Annotated in this window: 22 protein-coding genes; 20 read left to right on the top strand and 2 right to left on the bottom strand. The window is 53.3% G+C overall.

What is annotated here, in order from left to right:
* Positions 1–176: 176 nt before the first annotated feature.
* Positions 177–815, top strand: a complete 639-nt coding sequence (locus M8Q36_RS15855) for an RpiB/LacA/LacB family sugar-phosphate isomerase (protein ID WP_017458331.1) — start codon at positions 177–179, stop codon at positions 813–815.
* Positions 816–867: 52 nt separating this feature from the next.
* On the opposite strand, the gene M8Q36_RS15860 is transcribed toward M8Q36_RS15855, so the two are convergent.
* A complete protein-coding gene (locus M8Q36_RS15860) occupies positions 868–2,292 on the bottom strand; it encodes an MFS transporter (RefSeq protein ID WP_249881518.1) in 1,425 nt (474 codons plus the stop codon).
* Between the two features lie 213 nt (positions 2,293–2,505).
* On the opposite strand from M8Q36_RS15860, the gene azuC reads away from it, so the two are divergent.
* The 8 genes from azuC (at position 2,506) to otsA (ending at position 9,908) form a co-directional block, all read left to right on the top strand.
* On the top strand, positions 2,506–2,589 hold the full coding sequence (azuC, locus tag M8Q36_RS15865; protein WP_017458329.1) for a stress response protein AzuC: 84 nt from the start codon (positions 2,506–2,508) through the stop codon (positions 2,587–2,589).
* A 122-nt stretch (positions 2,590–2,711) separates the two neighbouring features.
* Positions 2,712–2,963 (top strand): DUF2766 family protein, encoded by a 252-nt coding sequence (locus tag M8Q36_RS15870; protein WP_017458328.1) that lies wholly within the window; start codon positions 2,712–2,714, stop codon positions 2,961–2,963.
* Between the two features lie 117 nt (positions 2,964–3,080).
* Positions 3,081–3,638, top strand: a complete 558-nt coding sequence (locus M8Q36_RS15875) for a DJ-1 family glyoxalase III (protein WP_249881519.1) — start codon at positions 3,081–3,083, stop codon at positions 3,636–3,638.
* A 317-nt stretch (positions 3,639–3,955) separates the two neighbouring features.
* Positions 3,956–4,936, top strand: a complete 981-nt coding sequence (locus M8Q36_RS15880; RefSeq protein ID WP_020454158.1) for an arabinose ABC transporter substrate-binding protein — start codon at positions 3,956–3,958, stop codon at positions 4,934–4,936.
* Positions 4,937–5,006: 70 nt separating this feature from the next.
* Positions 5,007–6,521 carry an L-arabinose ABC transporter ATP-binding protein AraG gene (araG, locus tag M8Q36_RS15885; RefSeq protein WP_249881520.1) on the top strand — a complete coding sequence of 505 codons (1,515 nt, stop codon included), beginning with the start codon at positions 5,007–5,009 and terminating at the stop codon, positions 6,519–6,521.
* A gap of 14 nt (positions 6,522–6,535) precedes the next feature.
* Positions 6,536–7,516, top strand: coding sequence for an L-arabinose ABC transporter permease AraH (araH, locus tag M8Q36_RS15890; RefSeq protein WP_249881521.1), 981 nt, complete (start codon positions 6,536–6,538; stop codon positions 7,514–7,516).
* Between the two features lie 186 nt (positions 7,517–7,702).
* A complete protein-coding gene (otsB, locus tag M8Q36_RS15895) occupies positions 7,703–8,509 on the top strand; it encodes a trehalose-phosphatase (protein ID WP_249881522.1) in 807 nt (268 codons plus the stop codon).
* On the top strand, positions 8,484–9,908 hold the full coding sequence (gene otsA / locus M8Q36_RS15900; RefSeq protein ID WP_200550614.1) for an alpha,alpha-trehalose-phosphate synthase: 1,425 nt from the start codon (positions 8,484–8,486) through the stop codon (positions 9,906–9,908). Before otsB ends, otsA begins: the two co-directional genes overlap by 26 nt.
* Before the next feature lie 32 nt (positions 9,909–9,940).
* On the opposite strand, the gene uspC is transcribed toward otsA, so the two are convergent.
* Entirely contained in the window at positions 9,941–10,366 is a 426-nt protein-coding gene (uspC, locus tag M8Q36_RS15905; RefSeq protein ID WP_249881523.1) for a universal stress protein UspC, read from the bottom strand.
* 777 nt (positions 10,367–11,143) lie between these two features.
* Between uspC and flhD the strand changes: the two genes are divergently transcribed.
* From flhD to M8Q36_RS15960, 11 genes are all read left to right on the top strand, one after another.
* Complete coding sequence (gene flhD / locus M8Q36_RS15910; protein ID WP_017458320.1) at positions 11,144–11,494, top strand: flagellar transcriptional regulator FlhD; 351 nt, start codon at positions 11,144–11,146, stop codon at positions 11,492–11,494.
* 2 nt (positions 11,495–11,496) lie between these two features.
* Positions 11,497–12,075 carry a flagellar transcriptional regulator FlhC gene (gene flhC / locus M8Q36_RS15915; protein ID WP_017458319.1) on the top strand — a complete coding sequence of 193 codons (579 nt, stop codon included), beginning with the start codon at positions 11,497–11,499 and terminating at the stop codon, positions 12,073–12,075.
* Positions 12,076–12,201: 126 nt separating this feature from the next.
* Complete coding sequence (gene motA / locus M8Q36_RS15920; RefSeq protein WP_017458318.1) at positions 12,202–13,089, top strand: flagellar motor stator protein MotA; 888 nt, start codon at positions 12,202–12,204, stop codon at positions 13,087–13,089.
* Complete coding sequence (motB, locus tag M8Q36_RS15925; RefSeq protein WP_017458317.1) at positions 13,086–14,045, top strand: flagellar motor protein MotB; 960 nt, start codon at positions 13,086–13,088, stop codon at positions 14,043–14,045. Before motA ends, motB begins: the two co-directional genes overlap by 4 nt.
* Positions 14,046–14,055: 10 nt before the next feature.
* Complete coding sequence (gene cheA, locus M8Q36_RS15930; RefSeq protein WP_249882786.1) at positions 14,056–16,107, top strand: chemotaxis protein CheA; 2,052 nt, start codon at positions 14,056–14,058, stop codon at positions 16,105–16,107.
* 22 nt (positions 16,108–16,129) lie between these two features.
* Complete coding sequence (gene cheW, locus M8Q36_RS15935; RefSeq protein WP_200550617.1) at positions 16,130–16,633, top strand: chemotaxis protein CheW; 504 nt, start codon at positions 16,130–16,132, stop codon at positions 16,631–16,633.
* 420 nt (positions 16,634–17,053) lie between these two features.
* Entirely contained in the window at positions 17,054–17,623 is a 570-nt protein-coding gene (locus M8Q36_RS15940; protein ID WP_249881524.1) for a Csu type fimbrial protein, read from the top strand.
* Positions 17,624–17,714: 91 nt separating this feature from the next.
* Positions 17,715–18,188 carry a Csu type fimbrial protein gene (locus M8Q36_RS15945; RefSeq protein ID WP_249881525.1) on the top strand — a complete coding sequence of 158 codons (474 nt, stop codon included), beginning with the start codon at positions 17,715–17,717 and terminating at the stop codon, positions 18,186–18,188.
* Between the two features lie 14 nt (positions 18,189–18,202).
* Positions 18,203–18,967 carry a fimbrial biogenesis chaperone gene (locus M8Q36_RS15950; RefSeq protein WP_249881526.1) on the top strand — a complete coding sequence of 255 codons (765 nt, stop codon included), beginning with the start codon at positions 18,203–18,205 and terminating at the stop codon, positions 18,965–18,967.
* Positions 18,943–21,336 (top strand): fimbria/pilus outer membrane usher protein, encoded by a 2,394-nt coding sequence (locus M8Q36_RS15955; RefSeq protein ID WP_249881527.1) that lies wholly within the window; start codon positions 18,943–18,945, stop codon positions 21,334–21,336. The genes M8Q36_RS15950 and M8Q36_RS15955 overlap by 25 nt, the downstream gene beginning before the upstream one ends.
* The gene (locus M8Q36_RS15960) at positions 21,336–22,298 is read left to right on the top strand and encodes a Csu type fimbrial protein (RefSeq protein WP_249881528.1); all 963 of its coding nucleotides are present in this window, start codon (positions 21,336–21,338) and stop codon (positions 22,296–22,298) included. The genes M8Q36_RS15955 and M8Q36_RS15960 overlap by 1 nt, the downstream gene beginning before the upstream one ends.
* Positions 22,299–22,320: the final 22 nt, after the last annotated feature.

The raw sequence follows: 22,320 nt of genomic DNA on the forward strand, positions 1-22,320 counted from the left end.
ACAGAATAACCCGCCGAACAGCCTCTACTAATCGCGACGGCAATGCGCGAAGAGCAAAAACTGTGAGCCTGCTTCTGATTTTTAAAACCATTTTTCATTAAATTTGAAAGTATGTTTGTCAGGTAGTAAGGTTTACCCAACCTTTGCTATCTGAAGCATGTCACAGGAGATCTAAAATGAAAATTGCACTGATGATGGAAAACAGCCAGGCGGCGAAAAACGCCATCATCCTCAAAGAGCTGAAGACGGTTGCCGATGAGAAAGATTTCCCGGTATTTAACGTCGGGATGAGCGATGAGAACGACCACCATCTGACCTATATCCACCTTGGTATTATGGCCAGTATTTTGTTGAATGCCAAAGCAGTGGATTTCGTGGTAACCGGTTGTGGCACTGGCCAGGGCGCGCTGATGTCACTGAATATCCACCCGGGTGTGGTGTGCGGTTACTGTATCGATCCGGCAGATGCTTTCCTGTTCGCACAGATCAACAACGGTAACGCACTGGCACTGCCGTTCGCCAAAGGTTTTGGCTGGGGCGCAGAACTGAACGTGCGCTTTATCTTTGAGAAAGCCTTTACTGGTCGTAAAGGGGAAGGTTACCCGCCGGAGCGCAAAGAACCGCAGGTGCGCAACGCGGGAATTCTGAACCAGGTCAAAGCGGCGGTGGTAAAAGAGAACTATCTCGATACGCTGCGCGCTATCGACCGTGAGCTGGTGAAAACCGCCGTTTCTGGTGAACGTTTCCAGAAATGTTTCTTTGAAAACTGCCAGAATAAAGAGATTGAAGCCTTCGTTCGCGAAGTCCTTGCCTGATAATAAAAAGCCGCAACGTCTGTTGCGGCTTTCTTCTTTTTCCTTTCCTGCATCAGGCTTTCTGTTTACGCGACACGGCGCTACCCGCATCCTTCGTGAGCCGCAGCGTATCAATCATGCCCACCAGACAAATCAGCGCAATAAACACAAACGCCAGTCGAAAGCTGATCCCCTCAACGGCGGTTATGTGCAACCACGTACTGACATGCTCGCCAATGCGAATACCAATGGCGCCCAGCGTAATGCCTAAGCCCACCGCTAATTGTGTTGCCGTGCTGAATAACGTGTTGGCATAACTCATTTGCGGCGACGGTACATCGGCAAATGCCAGCGTGCTGACGCCGGTGAACTGCACCGAACGGAACACGCCGCCGAGATAAAGGATCACAAATGTCAGCCACACCGGTGTGTGGGAAGTCAGTAATGCGCAGGCCAGCAGCGCCAACACATTGAGCGCGCCATTGATTAACAGCAGCTTTTTGAAACCCAGCCAGCGGATAAGCGGCGTAGTGGCAGGTTTGATGGAAAGATTACCGGCAAACACCGCCAGCACTAACAACCCGGCGTGGAACGGATCCATGCCAAATCCGACCTGAAACAGCAGTGGCAACAGAAACGGCACGGCGCTAATTGAGGCGCGAAACAGTGAACCGCCGTACATGGTTACGCGAAATGTCGGCACTTTCATGGCGTCGAGGCGGATCATCGGCCACGTTGCCCGCTGGAAATGGCGCAGGGTAAAAGCAAGGGTTAGCGCGCCGAGTACCAGCAAACCAACGGTTAGCGCGCCTTGCGGATGTTCAGAACCCAACGCCTCCATGGCGTACACCAGGCTGAGCATCGACACAGAAGTGGCAATAAAACCCGGCAAGTCGAATGGACGGCGCTCCTCCTCGCGGATATTGGGGATAATGCGTAACGCCAGCGCAATCGCCAGCAGGCCCAGCGGCACATTAATAAAGAAGATCCAGCGCCAGTTGGCGTAGTGGGTAATAAAACCGCCGAGCGGTGGACCAATAATAGGCGCGACCAGCGCGGGCCAGGTCAGCGTGGCAATAGCGGTAATGAGCTGGTGTTTCGGTGTGGTACGCAACACCGCGAGGCGGCCGACCGGCACCATTAACGCACCGCCGATGCCTTGTAAAACCCGCATCGAAACAAACATATTAACGCTGGTCGACAGCCCGCAAAGCACCGAGGCGAGAGTAAAGATAGCCAGCGCCAGCGAGAAGACATTGCGCGCGCCAAAGCGGTCGGCAATCCAGCCGCTGGCGGGGATTAGCACCGCAAGCGTTATCAAATAGGCACTGATACCAATATTGAGCGCGACGGCTTCTACGCCAAAGGTTTTTGCCATATCCGGCAACGCCGTGGCGATCACCGTGCCGTCGATAAACTCCATAAAAAAAGCGCCGGCTACCAGTAGCGCGGCGGGAGAAAGACCTCCTGTCTTTCGCGAAAGGGTGCTTTCACTCATTGTGGGGCTGCCATTTGCAAGAATAATTGAAAAGGCTAAAAAATATTTTAGCGCGCTAACCGCAGGATTTATAATTGGATTTTTAACAAAGTTACCGCATTTTTGATTTTTGAAACGTGATTTCCATCACATTGAACTTGCTTTTTGTGATGTAGGTCATATTATATGCGCATTGAGACGTAACACCTGCATAACACATCGCCGGAGTAACAAATGAAACTGCGTAAGATCCTGAAGCATATGTTTGAAACCTATTGCAAGACTTTCAAAGACGTACCGCCAGGCGCTATGTTCTGATGATAAAAAAACCTGCCGCGAGCAGGTTTTTTTATGCCCGTAATTCGGCTACTGAAGGGGACAAAACTACTCTTGCCTGATATTTCCCGCTACTATGACGCCCTTTAGTAAAGGAGCCTCATATGTCGCAAAATCTTTCTGCTGACCAGGAACTGGTCTCTGATGTCGTCGCCTGCCAGCTGGTCATTAAACAAATCCTTGATGTTATTGACGTCATCGCGCCGGTTGAAGTGCGTGAGAAAATGGCGAACCAGTTAAAAAGCATTGATTTTTCCACCCATCCGGCAGCTGCCGATCCGGTAACGCGCCGTGCTATTCAAAAAGCCATCGCTTTAATTGAACTGAAATTCACCCCGCAGGGCGAAGCACACTGATTTTATACTTGCTGTGTTGCGCCTGCGGGTCTGTGACACAGCGGGGATTTTGAAACGTTGTTTTGATCAACAATAACGCCACTGAATTCAACCAACCTTGCACAAAAGGAGTCGGGAATGAAAAAAGTGGCGGTGTTGTTGGCGCCCGGTTTTGAAGAAGCGGAAGCGATTATCACCATTGATATTTTGCGCCGCTTGCAGATAGAGGTCGAAACGCTGGCCTGTGCGGGATCCCGCGCGGTGGTCAGTTATCACAATATCCCCATGGTGGCAGACAGCACGCTGGCCGAGCGGCAGCAAACGCTGTATGACGCCATCGTGCTGCCCGGCGGTCCGCAGGGCAGTGTCAACCTCGCCGCCAACCCGGCGGTGCTGCAATTTGTTGAACATCATGACGCGGCGGGCAAATTCATTTGCCCAATCTGTTCGGCCGCTGCGCGCGTGCTGGGTGCAAACGGCTTACTGAAAGGTCGCCGCTATGTTTGCTCCGGTGATTTATATGAAAACGTGCGCGACGGCGAATATGTTGATGCGCCAGTGGTCGAAGATGGCAACCTGATCAGCGGCAAAGGTCTGGGACGGGCTTTTGATTTTGCCTTAACCATAGCCGCGCGCCTGCAAGGGAACGAAATCGCGGCGCGAGATCACGCCGAGCATATCTACTATAGCTGGTGATTTTTCCGCCCGGATGCGTCCTGTATCCGGGCACAAGGATAAGCTGGCTGATGTTATGGATTATCCTGCTTTTACCCTTCTTATTTGTCAGACAAAAACGGCTGATTTTATGTGATAAATCGCTGAATTTATGTACGGAATTACTGTAATTCAGCCGTGTGATGCCGCTCTCCTATGGAGAATCAATTTCCCGCTAAAACTATTTCCAGCACAGAGCTCCAGTGACGTATGGACTCTAATGCCTTGTTTTATGAACTTTTAAAAGACCTGATGAGTTGTTTTCCCTACATAAAAGAATGCTAAAGCTGGAGTTTACCATGCACAAATTCACTAAAGCGTTGGCGGCCATCGGCCTGGCTGCCGTTATGTCACAATCCGCTATCGCTGAAACCATGAAGCTCGGATTTCTGGTTAAACAACCGGAAGAGCCATGGTTCCAGACGGAGTGGAGATTCGCCGACAAGGCAGGCAAAGATTTAGGTTTCGAAGTGATCAAAATCGCCGTCCCCGATGGCGAAAAAACCCTGAACGCCATTGATAGCCTGGCGGCCAGCGGCGCGAAAGGGTTTGTTATCTGTACTCCCGATCCGAAGCTGGGTTCGGCAATTGTTGCCAAAGCGCGCGGTTACGACATGAAAGTCATTACCGTCGATGACCAGTTCGTCAACGCCAAAGGTGAGCCGATGAAATCGGTGCCGTTAGTGATGATGGCGGCGAGTGAAATTGGCGCACGTCAGGGCGATGAGTTGTACAAAGAGATGCAAAAACGCGGCTGGGATGTGAAACAGACCGGCGTGATGGCGATTACGGCTAACGAACTGGATACCGCTCGCCGCCGTACCACTGGCTCCATGGATGCGCTGAAAAAAGCCGGTTTCCCGGAAAAACAGATCTACCAGGTGCCGACAAAATCGAACGATATCCCCGGTGCATTTGATGCCGGTAACTCCCTGCTGGTACAGCATCCGGAAGTGAAACACTGGCTGGTGCTGGGTATGAATGACAACACCGTACTTGGCGGTGTGCGTGCCACGGAAGGACAGGGCTTTAAAGCGGCGGACGTGATTGGTATCGGCATTAACGGCGTGGATGCGGTGAGCGAACTGTCCAAAGCACAGGCGACGGGCTTCTTCGGTTCTCTGCTGCCAAGCCCGGACGTTCACGGCTACAAAACCAGTGAGCTGTTGTACAACTGGGTGACCAAAGGCGTGGAACCGCCGAAATTCACCGCCGTTACGGATGTGGTGTTGATCACCCGCGATAACTTCAAAGAAGAGCTGGCGAAAAAAGGACTGTAATTCTCTGTTGGTTGCGCTCCCCGCCTAAGCGGGGAGCCAGACGTACAATGAACTGTTTTGCGGAGACGTTATGCAACAGTCTACTCCTTACCTCTCGTTTCGCGGCATCGGTAAGACCTTCCCCGGTGTGAAAGCGCTCAGCGAGATCAGTTTTGATTGTTATGCCGGGCAGGTTCACGCCTTGATGGGTGAGAACGGTGCCGGTAAATCAACGCTACTAAAAATCCTCAGCGGCAACTACGCGCCGACAACCGGTACGCTGGCAATAAAAGGAGAAGAAGTCTCCTTTGCCGATACCACCGCCGCGCTCAACGCCGGGGTGGCCATTATTTACCAGGAGCTGCATCTGGTGCCGGAAATGACCGTCGCCGAGAACATCTACCTGGGTCAGTTGCCGCATAAAAGCGGCATTGTGAACCGCTCCCTGCTCAACTACGAAGCGGGTTTGCAGCTTCAACATCTGGGGCTGGATATCGACCCACAAACGCCGCTGAAATATCTCTCCATCGGCCAGTGGCAGATGGTGGAAATAGCCAAGGCGCTGGCGCGTAACGCTAAAGTTATTGCCTTTGATGAACCAACCAGTTCCCTTTCAGCGCGTGAAATCGACAACCTGTTTCGCGTGATCCGTGAGCTGCGTAAAGAGGGGCGCGTCATCCTTTATGTCTCGCATCGCATGGAGGAGATATTTGCCCTGAGCGACGCCATTACGGTGTTTAAAGATGGCCGCTATGTGCGCACATTTACCGATATGCAGCAGGTCAATCATGACCAACTGGTTAAGGCGATGGTCGGGCGCGAGCTGGGCGATATTTACGGCTGGCAGCCGCGCGAATATGGCGAGCAGCGTCTGCGCCTGGAGCAGGTGAAAGCGCCGGGAGTTCGCACGCCGATTAGCCTGAGCGTGCGCAGCGGGGAAATCGTCGGCCTGTTCGGGCTGGTCGGTGCCGGGCGCAGCGAGTTGATGAAAGGGCTGTTTGGTGGCACACAGATCACCGAAGGGCAGGTGTTTATTGACGGTGAGCAGGTCAATATTCACAAACCCGCTCACGCGATTCGTGCTGGCATGATGTTGTGCCCGGAGGATCGCAAAGCCGAAGGCATTATTCCGGTGCACTCGGTGCAGGAGAACATCAACATCAGCGCCCGGCGTAAATACATTCGCGCAGGATGTCTCATCAACAATGGTTGGGAGAGCGAAAACGCCGAGCACCACATTCGCTCGCTCAATATCAAAACGCCGGGCGCGGATCAGCTGATTATGAATCTCTCCGGCGGTAACCAGCAGAAAGCCATTCTTGGCCGCTGGTTATCGGAAGAGATGAAGGTGATCCTGCTCGACGAGCCTACGCGTGGGATTGACGTCGGGGCGAAACATGAAATTTACAACGTGATTTATGCGCTGGCGGCACGTGGCGTGGCGGTGCTGTTTGCTTCCAGTGATTTGCCGGAAGTCCTCGGTGTCGCCGACCGTATTGTGGTGATGCGGGAAGGCGAAATAGCCGGTGAGTTGTTACACGGTCAGGGCGATGAACAGCAGGCGCTGAGCCTTGCGATGCCGAAAGTGAGCCAGGCTGTCGCCTGAGTGAGGAGAATACGATGTCATCTTTAACTACGTCCCGCGCGCCGAAATCGGCGTTCAGCTTCGGGCGCATCTGGGATCAGTTCGGCATGCTGGTGGTGTTCGCCGTACTGTTCATTGGTTGCGCTGTTTTCGTGCCGAACTTTGCCTCTTTCGTCAATATGAAAGGGCTGGGGCTGGCGATATCTATGTCCGGCATGGTGGCTTGCGGCATGCTTTTTTGCCTGGCCTCCGGTGATTTCGACCTTTCCGTCGCGTCTGTGATTGCCTGCGCCGGGGTGACCACGGCGGTGGTGATTAACCTAAGCGAAAGCCTGTGGATTGGCGTATTTGCCGGGTTGCTGCTCGGTGTGGTGAGCGGCTTTATTAACGGCTTTGTCATCGCACGTTTGAAAATCAACGCCCTGATAACCACACTTGCGACAATGCAGATTGTGCGCGGTTTGGCCTATATTATCTCTGATGGTAAAGCGGTCGGGATCGAAGATGAGCGCTTCTTTACGCTCGGTTATGCGAACTGGCTTGGCCTGCCTGCGCCTATCTGGCTGACGGTCGGATGCCTGATTATTTTTGGTTTCCTGCTTAATAAAACCACCTTTGGTCGCAATACGCTGGCGATTGGCGGTAACGAAGAGGCGGCGAGACTGGCGGGGGTGCCGGTAGTCAGAACCAAGATTATTATCTTTGTGCTCTCAGGCCTTGTGTCAGCGGCGGCGGGGATTATTCTTGCTTCACGTATGACCAGCGGACAGCCAATGACCTCGATCGGTTATGAGCTGATTGTCATTTCAGCCTGCGTGCTGGGAGGTGTGTCGCTGAAAGGTGGCATCGGTAAAATTTCCTACGTTGTGGCCGGGATTTTGATTCTGGGGACCGTGGAAAACGCCATGAACCTGCTGAATATCTCTCCTTTCTCGCAATACGTTGTGCGCGGCTTGATCCTGCTGGCGGCGGTGATTTTCGACCGCTACAAACAAAAGGCCAAACGCACGATTTGATGCTTTTTGCTTAAAATTTGCACACAACCTTATAGTGTAACTCCAGACCTTACCAGCCGCTAATCCGGCTGGTAAGTCATGTTTAAAATGGCGAGCAGCGTCACACTGTCTATACTTACATGGCTAATGATAATGAGACGTTAATGAAAAACGGCTCTCATCTGACACTGTAAGGAGGAAACCAGGGTGGAAGACGCACTATCTATACCGCCTCTCATTTCCGGAAATTTTGCCTTTTTTTTCGATTTGGATGGCACCCTTGCGGACATCAAACCGCACCCGGATGATGTTTTTATCCCTGAAGATGTGCTGACCAGACTTTCATTGCTTGCTGAGCTAAATGACAGGGCGTTGGCATTGATTTCAGGGCGTTCGATTGCTGAGCTGGAACAGCTCGCCAAACCATATCGTTTCCCGCTGGCCGGGGTACATGGGGCGGAGCGCCGCGATATCAATGGTCGAACCGAACGAATGACCTTACCGGAAGCGGTTTTGCAGCCGCTGGAACGTGAATTACGGCATGGCATTGCGCCGCTAACCGGCGTTGAACTTGAAACTAAAGGGATGGCATTTGCACTGCATTATCGCCAGGCACCGCAGCATGAAGAGGCGGTCTTTGCCCTGGCAAAAACACTCATCGCACACTACCCGCAGCTGGCAATGCAGCCGGGAAAATGTGTGGTCGAGCTGAAACCCTCTGGCATTCATAAAGGCGCCGCTATTGACGCGTTTATGCAAACGCCACCCTTTCTCGGCAAGAAACCGGTGTTTCTTGGCGACGATTTGACTGACGAACATGGGTTTAAAACCGTTAATAAACTTGGCGGCATATCGATAAAAGTTGGCCCGGGCGCAACACAGGCAAAGTGGCGTCTGGCTGGCGTGAATGATGTCTATCAATGGCTTGAACAACTTGTCGACCATCAACAACAAGAACAACGGGCGCTAACAAACAGGAGAGATGGCTATGAGTCGCTTAGTCGTAGTATCTAATCGTATTGCTCCGCCTGATGATAAAAAATCCAGCGCTGGCGGGCTGGCTGTAGGGATCCTCGGGGCGCTGAAAGCGACCGGTGGGCTGTGGTTTGGCTGGAGCGGGGAGATCGGTGACGAGGATCAACCGCTAAAAAAGGTCACGAAAGGGAATATTACCTGGGCCTCTTTTAACCTCAGCGAAGATCATTACGAGCAGTATTATTCGCAATTTTCCAACGCGGTGCTGTGGCCCGCTTTCCACTATCGTCTGGATTTGGTTAAGTTCCAGCGCGAGGCCTGGGAAGGCTACCAGGATGTCAACGCGCTGCTGGCAGACAAGCTGCTGCCGCTGATTAAAGATGACGACATTCTGTGGATCCATGATTACCACCTGTTGCCGTTTGCCAGCGAACTGCGTAAGCGCGGCGTCAACAACCAAATCGGCTTCTTCCTGCATATTCCTTTCCCGACGCCGGAAATTTTCAATGCCTTGCCGCCGCACGCCGAGTTGCTTGAGCAACTGTGTGATTACGACTTGCTGGGCTTCCAGACCGAAAGCGATCGTCTGGCCTTCCTCGATAGTTTGTCGATGCAAACAAGGCTCACCACGCGTGGTGGCAAAGAGCATGTTGCCTGGGGCAAAAACTTCCGCACTGAAGTCTATCCTATCGGTATTGAGCCGCAAGAAATCGCGCAGCAGGCCGCAGGGCCGCTGCCGCCCAAACTGGCGCAGTTGAAAAATGAGCTGAAGAATGTGAAAAACATCTTCTCGGTAGAGCGTCTGGATTACTCCAAAGGCTTGCCGGAACGCTTCCTGGCCTATGAAACCCTGCTGGAGAAGTTCCCTCAGCACCACGGTAAAATTCGTTATACGCAGATTGCGCCCACCTCGCGTGGCGAAGTACAGGCCTACCAGGATATTCGTCATCAACTGGAAACCGAAGCCGGGCGTATCAACGGTAAATACGGTCAGCTTGGCTGGACGCCGCTCTATTACCTCAACCAGCATTTTGATCGCAAAGTGTTGATGAAGGTATTCCGCTATGCGGAAGTCGGGCTGGTGACGCCGCTGCGTGACGGGATGAACCTGGTGGCGAAAGAGTATGTAGCGGCCCAGGATCCTGAAAACCCGGGGGTGCTAATTCTTTCGCAGTTTGCCGGTGCGGCGAATGAGCTGACGTCGGCGCTGATCGTTAACCCTTACGATCGCGATGATGTCGCGGCGGCGATGGACAGGGCATTAAGGATGCCGCTGGCGGAGCGTATTTCGCGTCATGCGGAGATGCTCAAAGTTATCAAGGAGAATGATATCCATCACTGGCAGCAGAGGTTTATCAGCGATTTAAAGCGCATCACGCCACGTAGCGCACAAAGCCAGCTACAAAGCAAAGTGGCGACCTTTCAGAAGTTAGCCTGAGGTAACAACGCTCCCGCTCATGCGGGGGCGTTTTACGCACTTAACGGCACTAACAGCACATCAACTTCACTGGCCTGGACAATGCTTTTAGCCGAGCAGACGGCGCGCGAGAAGAACGTCTGATTGTGATTACCACACACCACTAAATCGACATCCTGGGTGCGACAAGTATGCAGAATATGCTTGCTCAGCTCGCCGGAGGCGATCAGCGCCTGTTCGATAGGATAATTCGCGTTGCGCACCAGCTCATCCAGAAACTGCTGCGTCTCTTCCTGCAATACATCACGAACGTTTTCCATCATCGGCGCTGCAAGCTGGTTATAGAGTTCCGGGTCAGCGGCTAAGGTAATCAGTGTGATACGGGCACTGGAAGGGCGGGCAATATCGACCGCTTTTGCCAGTAGTTGTTGGCTTTCTGGCGTAACGGCTACGGCGACCAAAAGATGTGCATAAGCCATTTTTACTCCCCGATTGAATCAAATTTTTCTCACCATTACTCCGATTCTTAAACCAGCGCAACCTGTGAATATGGCAGGGATGTGAAGGTTATCATAAATATTCATTAATTATTCTTACGTAACGGTATGGTCGCGCTTTAATCACCTTAACCGATTTTAAAAGCTTAACTAAAATTAAGAGAATTTAAGATCGAATTGTTAAATTATCAATCATAAAGATTAACAAAAATGCAATGGTTACTTCGGGTGATTAATTAAGATCGCTTAAAACATAATGTGTTGTTTTATAAGATTTTTTATTTTTGTTTCTTCAGTAGACACATATTGTCAAATGTAAATAGGGCAGCATCCTAATCCTCCGACCAGTTAGCGTGGGTAAGAGCGCGTTTTGCATGCCTATTCGGACAATTGGAATAGAAAAGGGGGCCGATCGCGCAAAAAAACATCAATTCACAAGCGAGACTGATAGATTTCTTGTCCATATTCACGTAAATTATGTGACGTGGATCACAAAAATTTCAAATTTCCGCACTGGTCAGATTGTATGTGGCAGCACCTACGAGTACAGTTGCGTCGAATTAGGAAAAATCTTAGTTCTTTGTAAGAAATGATTAAGAACGTTGTAAGGCAATTAACATTTGAGCGAAGCGCCTTATCGCAAGATCCTAGTCAGTTATGCATTTAGCCTTTCTTTTTTATACCGGGTTTTTTCCCGGCGACATCACGGGGTGCGGCTTAGCCGCATAAGATACAAGTTGGTTATTCGGGATGGGAAAAATGCATACATCCGAGTTGCTGAAACATGTTTATGACATTAATTTGTCGTATTTACTTCTTGCTCAGCGTTTGATCAGCCAGGACAAAGCGTCCGCCATGTTCCGTCTTGGTATTAATGAAGAGATGGCGACGACACTGGTTGAGTTAACCCTTCCACAAATGGTGAAGTTGGCTGAAACCAATCAGCTGATTTGCCAGTTCCGTTTTGACAATCATCAGACCATCACTCGTCTGACCCAAGAATCACGCGTGGACGATTTACAGCAAGTTCACACCGGGATTTTACTTTCAACCCGCCTGCTGAATGAGTCTTCACAGACTGGCGACGCGGCCCGGAAGAAAAGGGCATAACGATGAGCGAAAAAAGCATTGTTCAGGAAGCACGCGATATTCAGTTAGCAATGGAACTGATTACGCTGGGTGCGCGTTTACAAATGTTGGAGAGTGAGACCCAGCTTAGCCGTGGTCGTCTTATCAAACTCTACAAAGAGTTGCGTGGTAGCCCGCCGCCAAAAGGTATGCTGCCATTCTCCACCGACTGGTTTATGACCTGGGAACAAAACATCCACGCGTCTATGTTCTGTAACGCATGGCAATTTTTGTTAAAAACAGGCCTTTGCAGCGGCGTTGACGCAGTCATCAAAGCATACCGACTTTACCTCGAACAATGCCCTCATGCTGAGGAAGGACCGCTGCTGGCGCTGACCCGCGCCTGGACGCTGGTTCGTTTCGTGGAAAGCGGAATGCTGGAGTTGTCTCGCTGCAATTGCTGTGGTGGTAATTTTATTACTCACGCGCATCAGCCTGTTGGTAGCTTTGCCTGCAGTTTATGCCAGCCGCCGTCCCGCGCGGTAAAAAGACGTAAACTTTCCCAGGATGCTGCCGATATTATTCCACAACTGCTGGATGAACAGATCGATCAGGCTGTTTAACCGAATACAGGTGGAAACACTCCAGCAGCGGTGCAGTTATGCCGCTGCTTTTTTTTTACCTGTCACTCGTGTTAACCCTTTGAAATGTTTATCCCGAGCCTTAGTCATTAGCAGAAGGATGATGTCGTGCTTATCGTATTAGGTTACCTGGTTGTTCTTGGTGCAGTCTTTGGCGGTTATATGATGACCGGCGGAGAACTTGGGGCACTTTATCAACCGTCTGAACTGATCATCATCGGGGGCGCGGGGGTAGGTGCATTCATCGTTGGCAACAACGGTAAAGCCATCAAAGGAACGCTGAAAGCGATGCCTTTGCTGTTTCGCCGTTCGAAGTACACCAAAAGTATGTATATGGACTTGCTGGCGCTGCTGTATCGCCTGATGGCGAAATCACGTCAGCAAGGGATGTTCTCGCTGGAACGGGATATTGAAAACCCGAAAGAGAGCGAAATTTTCGCCAGCTACCCGCGTATTCTCGCGGATGCGACGATGCTTGAATTTATCGTGGATTATCTGCGTCTTATCATCAGCGGCAACATGAATACCTTCGAAATTGAAGCGCTGATGGATGAAGAGATTGAGACCCACGAAAGTGAAGCTGAAGTCCCGGCGAACGCGCTGGCGATGGTCGGTGACTCACTTCCGGCGTTCGGTATCGTGGCGGCAGTAATGGGTGTGGTCCATGCGCTGGCCTCGGCGGATCGTCCGGCGGCGGAGTTGGGTGCGCTGATTGCGCATGCGATGGTGGGAACTTTCCTCGGTATTTTGTTGGCATACGGTTTTATCTCTCCGCTGGCAAGCGTACTTCGCCAGAAGAGTGCGGAAACCGCCAAAATGATGCAGTGCGTGAAGATAACCCTGCTGTCGAACCTGAACGGTTATGCGCCGCCGATCGCGGTTGAGTTTGGTCGTAAAACACTTTACTCCAGCGAGCGTCCGTCGTTTATCGAACTGGACGAACATGTTCGTGCGGTCAGAAATCCTAACCAACAGACGACGACTGAGGACGCATGAAAAACCAGTCCCATCCGATCGTCGTAGTTAGACGAAAAAAACATAAAGGCCACGGTGGCGGCGGACACGGCTCCTGGAAAATAGCCTATGCCGACTTTATGACGGCGATGATGGCGTTTTTCCTGGTGATGTGGCTTATCTCCATCTCCAGCCCGAAAGAGCTTATCCAGATTGCGGAGTATTTCCGCACGCCGCTGGCAACTGCGGTCACGGGTGGGCCGAGAATTTCGAATAGCGACAGCCCGATTCCGGGCGGTGGCGATGACTACACACAGCAACAGGGCGAAGTACAAAAACAGCCCAATATTGACGACCTGAAAAAACGCATGGAGCAGTCGCGCTTGAGTAAATTGCGCGGCGACCTGGACCAGTTAATTGAGGCCGATCCCAAACTGCGCGCATTGCGCCCGCATTTGAAAATCGACCTGGTACAGGAAGGGTTGCGTATACAGATTATCGATAGCCAGAACCGGCCGATGTTTAAAACCGGCAGCGCGGAAGTCGAACCTTATATGCGCGATATTTTACGGGCGATTGCGCCAGTACTGAATGGGATCCCGAACAAAGTGAGCCTCTCCGGTCACACCGACGATGCCCCTTACGCTAACGGCGATAAAGGGTACAGCAACTGGGAGCTTTCCGCCGATCGCGCCAACGCGTCGCGTCGCGAGCTGGTTGCCGGTGGCCTGGATGATGGCAAAGTGATGCGCGTTGTTGGCATGGCGGCAACCATGCGCCTGGTCAACCGCGGCCCGGATGAAGCCATCAACCGCCGAATTAGTCTTTTGGTGCTGAACAAACAAGCAGAAGCGGCCATTCTGCATGAGAACGCCGAAAGTCAGAGTGCGCCAATAAGCGCGATTACACAGCCAGAGCCAGCGGCAGCGGCAGCACCCGCGCCAGCAGCCTCGTCTCCGGCAGCAGTTCCTACGTCGCCACAAGCCAATCCGAGGTGATAGCGTGAGCATGGATATTAGTGATTTTTACCAAACATTCTTTGATGAGGCCGACGAACTGTTGGCCGATATGGAACAACATTTATTGGATCTGGTGCCGGAAGCGCCGGATTCAGAACAGCTCAACGCCATCTTCCGTGCTGCTCACTCTATTAAAGGCGGTGCGGGTACATTTGGCTTTACCATCTTGCAGGAAACAACTCACCTGATGGAGAACCTGCTTGATGAGGCTCGGCGTGGCGAGATGCAGCTCAACACCGACATTATCAACCTGTTTTTGGAAACCAAAGATATTATGCAGGAACAGCTCGATGCCTATAAAAGCTCGTCAGAGCCAGATGCCGCAAGCTTCGAATACATCTGCAATGCCCTGCGCCAGCTGGCGCTGGAGGCAAAAGGAGAGGTCGTTCCTGCCGCTGCGAATGGTGCAAAACTCTCTGTTGTAGAGACCGCACTGGCATCTGAAGCGACCGCGCCCGCCGCTGAAAACGACGGCAAACTGCGAATTGTCCTTTCTCGCCTGAAAGAGAGTGAAGTTGACTTACTCGAAGAAGAGCTGGGCAACCTCGGCACGCTGAGCGATGTCGTGAAGGGGAAAGATACCCTGAGCGTGACGATCGACGGTGGCGTGGGCGAAGACGACATTATCGCGGTGCTGTGCTTTGTTATCGAAGCGGATCAAATCGCTTTCGAAAAAGCGGCACCCGCGCCCGCGGCAGCAGAAACGGCTGTTGAAGCCCCGTCTGAAGTGGCTGAAGCGCCGGCAGCAGCGGCTGTCCCGGCGGTGCAAGCGGCCCCGGCTGCGGCACCTGCGCTGAAAGCAGTAGCGAAAGAGCAACCGGCAGGCCGTGAAAAACCGGCAGCCCGCGCCAGTGAATCGACCAGTATCCGTGTTGCGGTCGAAAAAGTTGACCAGTTGATCAACCTGGTAGGCGAACTGGTTATCACCCAGTCCATGCTGGCCCAGCGCTCTAACGAGCTGGATCCGGTGACGCACGGTGATTTAATAACCAGCATGAGCCAGCTGCAGCGCAACGCCCGCGACCTGCAGGAATCGGTGATGTCCATCCGTATGATGCCGATGGAATATGTCTTCAGCCGCTTCCCGCGCCTGGTGCGCGATCTGGCGAGCAAGCTTGATAAACAAGTGGAGCTGACGCTGCAGGGTAGCTCAACCGAACTTGATAAAAGCTTGATCGAACGCATTATTGACCCGTTAACGCACCTGGTGCGTAACAGCCTCGACCACGGTATTGAAACACCGCAAAAACGTGTGGAAGCAGGGAAGTCGCCTATCGGCAACCTGATCCTTTCGGCGGAACACCAGGGCGGGAACATCTGTATTGAAGTAACCGACGATGGCGCAGGCCTGAACCGTGAACGTATTCTGGCGAAAGCGATTTCGCAGGGGATGGCCGTACACGAGAACATGACCGATGAAGAAGTGGGCATGCTGATTTTCGCGCCGGGCTTCTCCACCGCTGAACAGGTAACTGACGTTTCCGGACGCGGCGTGGGCATGGATGTGGTGAAACGTAACATCCAGGAGATGGGTGGCCACGTTGAAATCAAATCGAAACAGGGCACCGGGACGACCATTCGTATCCTGCTGCCGCTGACGCTGGCGATCCTCGACGGCATGTCAGTAAAAGTGAACAACGAAGTCTTTATCCTGCCGTTGAACGCGGTAATGGAATCGCTGCAACCGCGTGAAGAAGATCTGCATCCGCTGGCCGGTGGTGAGCGTGTGCTGGAAGTGCGCGGTGAATACCTGCCGCTGGTTGAACTGTGGAAAGTCTTTGACGTTATGGGCGCGAAAACCGAAGCCACGCAGGGGATTGTCGTTATTCTGCAAAGCGCGGGTCGTCGCTATGCATTGCTGGTTGATCAACTGATTGGTCAGCATCAAGTGGTGGTGAAAAACCTGGAAAGCAACTATCGCAAAGTGCCGGGTATTTCTGCTGCCACTATCCTTGGGGATGGTAGCGTTGCGCTGATCGTTGACGTATCAGCGTTGCAGGGATTGAATCGTGAACATCGTATGGCGCACACAGCCGCCTGATTTAGTTAAGAAGGTATAAAACATGACCGGTATGAGTAATGTAGCAAAACTGGCGGGCGAGCCATCAGGTCAGGAGTTCCTGGTTTTCACTCTGGGCGATGAAGAATACGGAATCGATATTCTCAAAGTGCAGGAAATTCGTGGCTATGATCAGGTGACCCGAATCGCCAATACCCCCGACTTTATCAAAGGCGTCACCAACCTGCGCGGTGTGATTGTGCCGATTGTCGACCTGCGTGTGAAGTTCAGCCAGGGCGATGTCGAGTATGATGAAAACACGGTCGTTATCGTGCTGAATCTCGGTCAGCGCGTGGTGGGGATTGTGGTTGATGGTGTTTCCGACGTCCTGTCGCTGGCATCTGACCAGATCCGCCCGGCACCGGAATTCGCGGTCACGCTGTCGACCGAATACCTGACCGGCCTTGGCGCGCTCGGCGACCGTATGCTGATTCTGGTAAACATTGAAAAATTGCTCAACAGCGATGAAATGGCGCTGCTGGACATTGCAGCCTCACACGTAGCGTAATAATCACGCCAGTTGCGAAATAATAAAGGTGGGTGAAGTTGCTTCATCCGCCTTTATTTTTGTCTTTTTTCTGTCGCTATAATATATATCCTTCACCCCCGCTTAATTTCTATTTCATAAAGTTCTCTTACTTCTCGTTACAGCTGGTCATATATTGTGATGTTTATCACAATTCAAGGTATATATCTTTCGGGAAATTAATGAATTAGGCATTAATTATTCGCTAACTCAATGATTTAAAATCATAAAATCATCACCGGTTTATGGGTCTTACGCCGTTGCGTTTAAGTGGTTGAAGCGTACAGCGTAAACTAAATTTCTGTTATTCCTGCTTTAATCGTTTGCGTGTTTTTCTTATTTCGGTGGCTAATTAATTGCGCGGTGAAATAAACAGCACGCGGTATTTTCGGAGGTGGAAACATGAACAGAAAATTACTTTATGTGCTGGCAAGCGGTGCTCTGGTAATGGCCGCGCAAAATGCGCGTGCGGTCACCAGTAGCGGGACGATTGGCGCGACCCTGACGTTGACTAACGGCTGCCTGATTAACGGCTCGCCAAGCCAGAACGGTATCAATTTTGGTTCGCTCGATTTTGGTACGCATCCGGCAACATTTTCAGAGCTCACCACCCAGCTCACCAACGCAGGCGGCGGTAACAGCTTCGGTATTCAATGTACGACAACCGATTACACCGTGCAGGTAACCGGCAACACCAACTCTACCGCGCCGGGCACCGTGGTCGGCACACCGGGAACGCCTGCCCGTTATTTGGTCAATGCGGCCAATACCACGCAAGGCGTTGCCTACAGCCTTTATAGCGATAGCGGCTTCAGCAACGTCATCACTAACAACACCAACATTCCTCGCGCTTCAACGACCGGTGGTGTCGATAACTACACGCTCTATGGGCGGATCTCCGGCGGTGGCAACAGCGTTAGCGTCGTACCGGGTACCTATACCGATACGATCAATGTGAGTGTGACGTACTAAACCTCCCCAGATGATGCCAGGCGGCATGCGCGTTTCCCTGCGGGGGAACCGGGGATCTCTGCGCGTCATTTCTGGGCTGCTCTTGTTCGCGATGATGGCCCCGCAGGGTGCCTTTGCGGTGACGACGCAAACCTTCACCGTGGGCGCGACCATCGCGCCTGGCTGTTCAGTGGTGAGCGGCAGCGGCGGGGCACTCGGCTCACTCAATTTTGGCACCCGCAGCGGCGTGCAGAGCGGACAGGTCACCGCCAGCTTCGTGCCTGGCGCGTCGTTCTCGCTGGGCTGCACGCCCGGTGTGGCGCTGAGTATGAGTATCAACGGCGGGCAGAACTACGCCAACGTGCGCAACCTGCAACGCAGCGGTGGTACCGATCGCGTGCCTTATCGCCTCTATACCAGCAGCACGCTGGCGGCAAATACCGAGATTGGCGTTAACCAGGCCGTCTCCGTCGCTTACAGCAATAGCAACACTATCTCGCTGGCGATTTTCGGTGCGGCGCAGCTAACCGGGTTCAGCCCGGCAGGCACTTATACCGATCAACTCACTGTGACATTGTCATGGTAACAAGGGAGAAGGCGATGAAGGTCATTTCGACGGGTCGCGCGGCGGGCGTGCTCTGTACCTGTGCGCTGACGTTTAGCGCGGGCAACGTTTTTGCGGCGGCCACTATTCTGCTCTGGCCCATCGATCCGTGGCTCAGCGCTACCAGCAACGCGACCGAATTATGGATCCAGAACCAGGGTGAAGCGCCAACCACCATGCAGGTGCGCATTGTCCGCTGGCAGCAGGAAAAGGGGCTTGAACGCTACCAGCAACAAAACGAGATCGTTGCCAGCCCACCGATTGTGAGAATCGAAAAAGAGAGTAAACAACTGATTCGCCTGATCAAGCAGGCGTCAATCCCGGCGGGTGTCGAACAGGCTTATCGCATCATCGTTGATGAGATCCCGCAGCCGGAAAACAGCGACAAACCGCAGATTGGCCTCAAGCTGCAAATGCGCTACTCGATTCCGCTCTTTGTCTATGGCACCGGCATCGAAACCCACACCAGCGGCGCGCATCATGCATTGGTGGATACTAAAGATCTACGCTGGCGCATAAGCCGCGACAACGGCAAACCGGCACTGGAAGTGCGCAATAATGGCGATGTCCATGTCCGCTTAAGCAAAGTCAGCGTGCGGCAAGGCGGGCAAACGCGGCAGGTTGCCGAGGGACTACTCGGTTATGTTTTGCCGCACAGCGTACGTAGCTGGCCGCTACCCGCGGGTATCAGTAATCCAGTGGAAATGAAGGCGACTATCAATGCCAGGGAAAGCGAATGGCAGTCGTCCGCCGGCAACTGATTTTACCGGTCACTTTCATGCTGCTGGCGAGTTCAGCATGGGCGCAGCAGGGCGATGATATGCTCCCGCCGCCGCCCGATGCGCACGCCATCAATGGTCACGCTGTGTTCCATTTAAGCCTGGTGATTAACCATTACGATACCCAGCGGGTGGTGCCCGTGACGCGGCAACAGAACGCCTTTTTTGTCTCCAGCGCCGATCTTCTGCAGGCCGGGCTTCCCGCTGAGCATGTACCACAAGGGGAGGTCAATGTGTCGGCGCTGGAGAATGTGCGCGCCGACTATGACAGTGCGGGTCAGCGTCTGCTGCTTTCGGTGCCCGGCGAGTGGGTGCCGGAGCGTGTGACGGCGTTTAATTCGGGTCTGCGGCGCACGACGCCGAAATATGGTCAGGGCGCGTTACTCAATTACGATGTCTATACCAGCACCACCGAACACATCGGCGGGCAGGCGGCGCTGTGGCATGAGTTTCGCTACTTCAACGGCAATGGCGTGCTCTCTTCAACCGGTTCACTGCGTAAGACACTTTCCGGCAGCCTCAGACAGCAGGAAGGGTATATGCGTTATGACACCACCCTCACGTTTACCGATGAAGATGACGCCACGCAGTGGAGCGTGGGCGATGTTATTTCCGATGCATTAACCTGGAGCAGCAGTGTGCGTATCGGCGGCGTCAGTTACGGGCGCGACTTCTCCCTGCGCCCGGATCTGGTGACCTGGCCACTGCCCGCGTTTTCCGGCGAAGCGGCTGTGCCGACTTCGGTGGATGTGTTTATTAACGGCTATCGCGCCGGGAACACCCAGCTACAACCCGGCCCCTTCACGCTGACCAATATGCCCTATATCAATGGCGCGGGAGATGCCGTACTGGTTACCACGGACGCGCTGGGGAGGCAGGTCAGCACAACGTTGCCTTTTTATGTCGCCAGCGATTTGCTCAAATCAGGTTTAAGCGACGGAGCGATTACCGTGGGGGCGCTGCGGCGCAATTACGGTATTGAGAATGTTGACTATGGGACGCTGGTGGGCAGCGGATCGTATCGCTATGGAGTGAGCGATTATTTAACCCTCGAAGGGCACGGTGAGGCGGCACAGTCATTGACGCTGGGCGGCGCGGGCGCGGTGCTGAAACTCGGGCGGCTTGGCGTGGTGAACGGGGCATGGACGCAAAGCCGCATGTCTGGCGATAACGGCAGCCAGCTTGCCTGGGGTTATCAGTACAACACCCGTCTGTTTAGTGTTAACACGCAGCACAGCCGACGCGATCGCGGCTTTGGCAATCTGGCGCTCTACGACCAGCGCAACCTTTACAACAATGAGCAAAGCAACGGACAACGGCCTGTCGCCAGCCTGAGCCGCAACACGGATCAATATGCGCTGACGGTGAATATGGGCGATTTCGGCAACGTGGGCGCGGCATGGATCGGTGTGCGCAGCTTTGATAATAAAAAGACGGAACTGCTCAACCTCTCCTGGAGCCGCAATCTTTGGGGCGGCAGTAGCCTTTATCTGGCAGCGAGCCGCGATAACCAGCAAGGCGACTGGACATTTGCCTTGTCGCTGCAAATCCCGATAGGCGACATGGATAGTGCGGCAGTGAGTATGGAGCGAACCCCCGATAACGGCTCCACTGCGCGTATCAACTATAACCACGCCATGCCGACCGATGGCGGATTTAGCTGGAACATGGCTTTTGCGCACCAGTCGCAGGCAAAAAATTATCAGCAGGGCACGCTGGGCTGGCGCAATAACAATGTCGAGTTGCAGGGTGGTGGTTACGGTGAAAGCGACATGATGACATGGTGGGGCGAAGCGCTGGGGTCGCTGGTGCTGATGGATGGCCAGCTATTTGCCGCCAACCGCATCAATGACGCGTTTGCGGTGATCAGCTCCGGCGGTCATGGCGGTGTGCCGGTGAACTATGAAAATCAGCCGGTGGGTGAAACCAACCGTGACGGCTATCTGCTGGTGAGCGGGGTATCTGCTTATTACCCGGCCAGTTACAGCATTAATACGCTGAACTTACCGGCGGATACGCAGCTGAAAGATACCGAGCGCAAAATCTCGCTACGTCGGCGCAGTGGCTATCTGGTGGAGTTCCCGATGGTACAGGAGCGCGTCGCCAGCGTGATCCTGCATGATGAAAACGGCGAAGCGATTCCGCTTGCCAGCGAAGTTGACCGGGCGGGTAAAGCCACGGCGATTGTCGGCTATGACGGCATTGCATGGCTGGAAAACCTGGATGAGGCCAATGCGCTGCATGTCCGTTTGCCAGATGGCAAAACCTGCGACACCCACTTCACGCTGCTCGCCAATCCTGACCATAAATTGCAAACCTACGGGCCACTGACCTGCCGGAGGAACCCTTAATGCGTCGGCTACTTCTTCTGTTATTACTCCTGAGTTGCGGGCCAGCGTGGTCGGCCTGTACGGTCAGCACCACCAATGGCGCGTTCGGCACGGTGACCTCGTTTGTGCTTAACGCCACGGCGCAAAACACCACCGCCAGCCTGATTGTGCGCTGCGACGCGGCGCTCAACTTGCTCACCAACGACTCAATTACTCTGACGCTGACCGGGGCGAGCGCCACCGCCTCGAACCGGGGCGTGATGAAACGTTCCGATAACGCCGCCGTGACGGATGCGATCCCGATCCGCGTCTGCGGTCAGGCCAACTGTGCCAATAATAGCGAAGCGACTATCAGTGGTAACAGCTACACCTGGAGCGGTGCCGTCTTGCTGGCGTTGCTGGGTACCCGAACCTATACCTTGCCGCTCTATTTCCTCACTGTTCCGGGGCAAAACGTCAGCGCCGGGCCTTATACAGTGACGCTCAATTTTAGCGTCGCGTACAACGTCTGTTCGGTGGGGGTTTTAGGATTATGTTCGACAGCCCAAACGGGCACGGCGACCACCAGCCTGCAGGTCAACGGCACCATCACCAACGACTGCACCACCATCAGCGCGCCGAACGTCAATTTCGGTAGCGCGCCGCTGGTGCGCAACTTCCCGACCATTTCGCAATCTGTTGCCATCACCTGCACGAAAGGCATGGTGTACACCGTCGGAATTAACAACGGCGGTTACTACAACGGCAGCGCGAGAAATATGGCCAGCGGCAGCAACCGGCTCAGTTATGAAATTTACAAAGGGGCAACCACCAACCGCTGGGGTAGCGCTGGTGCGGAGCGCTGGTCGAGCGGTGTGTCATCGCAGGTGAGCAGCGATGGCCTGCTGCGAACCTACAATTACACCGCGCAAATTTTGACGTCGCAGACCACGCCGCCGGGGGGAACATATAGTGATACCTTAACTGTGGATATCGCGTTTTAAGTCAGAATTTAATTCCCTTTCG

Source organism: Kosakonia sp. R1.Fl (assembly GCF_023516815.1).
Classification (GTDB): Bacteria; Pseudomonadota; Gammaproteobacteria; order Enterobacterales; family Enterobacteriaceae; genus Kosakonia.

Excerpts from the sequence above, each read along its gene's own strand:
- flhC (WP_017458319.1), top strand. The coding sequence starts at position 11,497 with ATGAGCGAAAAAAGCATTGTTCAGGAAGCACGCGATATTCAGTTAGCA.
- M8Q36_RS15855 (WP_017458331.1), top strand. The coding sequence starts at position 177 with ATGAAAATTGCACTGATGATGGAAAACAGCCAGGCGGCGAAAAACGCC.
- azuC (WP_017458329.1), top strand. The coding sequence starts at position 2,506 with ATGAAACTGCGTAAGATCCTGAAGCATATGTTTGAAACCTATTGCAAG.
- araH (WP_249881521.1), top strand. The coding sequence starts at position 6,536 with ATGTCATCTTTAACTACGTCCCGCGCGCCGAAATCGGCGTTCAGCTTC.
- M8Q36_RS15950 (WP_249881526.1), top strand. The coding sequence starts at position 18,203 with ATGAAGGTCATTTCGACGGGTCGCGCGGCGGGCGTGCTCTGTACCTGT.
- flhD (WP_017458320.1), top strand. The coding sequence starts at position 11,144 with ATGCATACATCCGAGTTGCTGAAACATGTTTATGACATTAATTTGTCG.
- uspC (WP_249881523.1), bottom strand. The coding sequence starts at position 10,366 with ATGGCTTATGCACATCTTTTGGTCGCCGTAGCCGTTACGCCAGAAAGC.
- M8Q36_RS15860 (WP_249881518.1), bottom strand. The coding sequence starts at position 2,292 with ATGAGTGAAAGCACCCTTTCGCGAAAGACAGGAGGTCTTTCTCCCGCC.
- M8Q36_RS15940 (WP_249881524.1), top strand. The coding sequence starts at position 17,054 with ATGAACAGAAAATTACTTTATGTGCTGGCAAGCGGTGCTCTGGTAATG.
- araG (WP_249881520.1), top strand. The coding sequence starts at position 5,007 with ATGCAACAGTCTACTCCTTACCTCTCGTTTCGCGGCATCGGTAAGACC.
- cheA (WP_249882786.1), top strand. The coding sequence starts at position 14,056 with ATGGATATTAGTGATTTTTACCAAACATTCTTTGATGAGGCCGACGAA.
- otsA (WP_200550614.1), top strand. The coding sequence starts at position 8,484 with ATGAGTCGCTTAGTCGTAGTATCTAATCGTATTGCTCCGCCTGATGAT.
- M8Q36_RS15945 (WP_249881525.1), top strand. The coding sequence starts at position 17,715 with ATGATGGCCCCGCAGGGTGCCTTTGCGGTGACGACGCAAACCTTCACC.
- M8Q36_RS15880 (WP_020454158.1), top strand. The coding sequence starts at position 3,956 with ATGCACAAATTCACTAAAGCGTTGGCGGCCATCGGCCTGGCTGCCGTT.
- M8Q36_RS15875 (WP_249881519.1), top strand. The coding sequence starts at position 3,081 with ATGAAAAAAGTGGCGGTGTTGTTGGCGCCCGGTTTTGAAGAAGCGGAA.
- motB (WP_017458317.1), top strand. The coding sequence starts at position 13,086 with ATGAAAAACCAGTCCCATCCGATCGTCGTAGTTAGACGAAAAAAACAT.
- M8Q36_RS15960 (WP_249881528.1), top strand. The coding sequence starts at position 21,336 with ATGCGTCGGCTACTTCTTCTGTTATTACTCCTGAGTTGCGGGCCAGCG.
- cheW (WP_200550617.1), top strand. The coding sequence starts at position 16,130 with ATGACCGGTATGAGTAATGTAGCAAAACTGGCGGGCGAGCCATCAGGT.
- M8Q36_RS15870 (WP_017458328.1), top strand. The coding sequence starts at position 2,712 with ATGTCGCAAAATCTTTCTGCTGACCAGGAACTGGTCTCTGATGTCGTC.
- M8Q36_RS15955 (WP_249881527.1), top strand. The coding sequence starts at position 18,943 with ATGGCAGTCGTCCGCCGGCAACTGATTTTACCGGTCACTTTCATGCTG.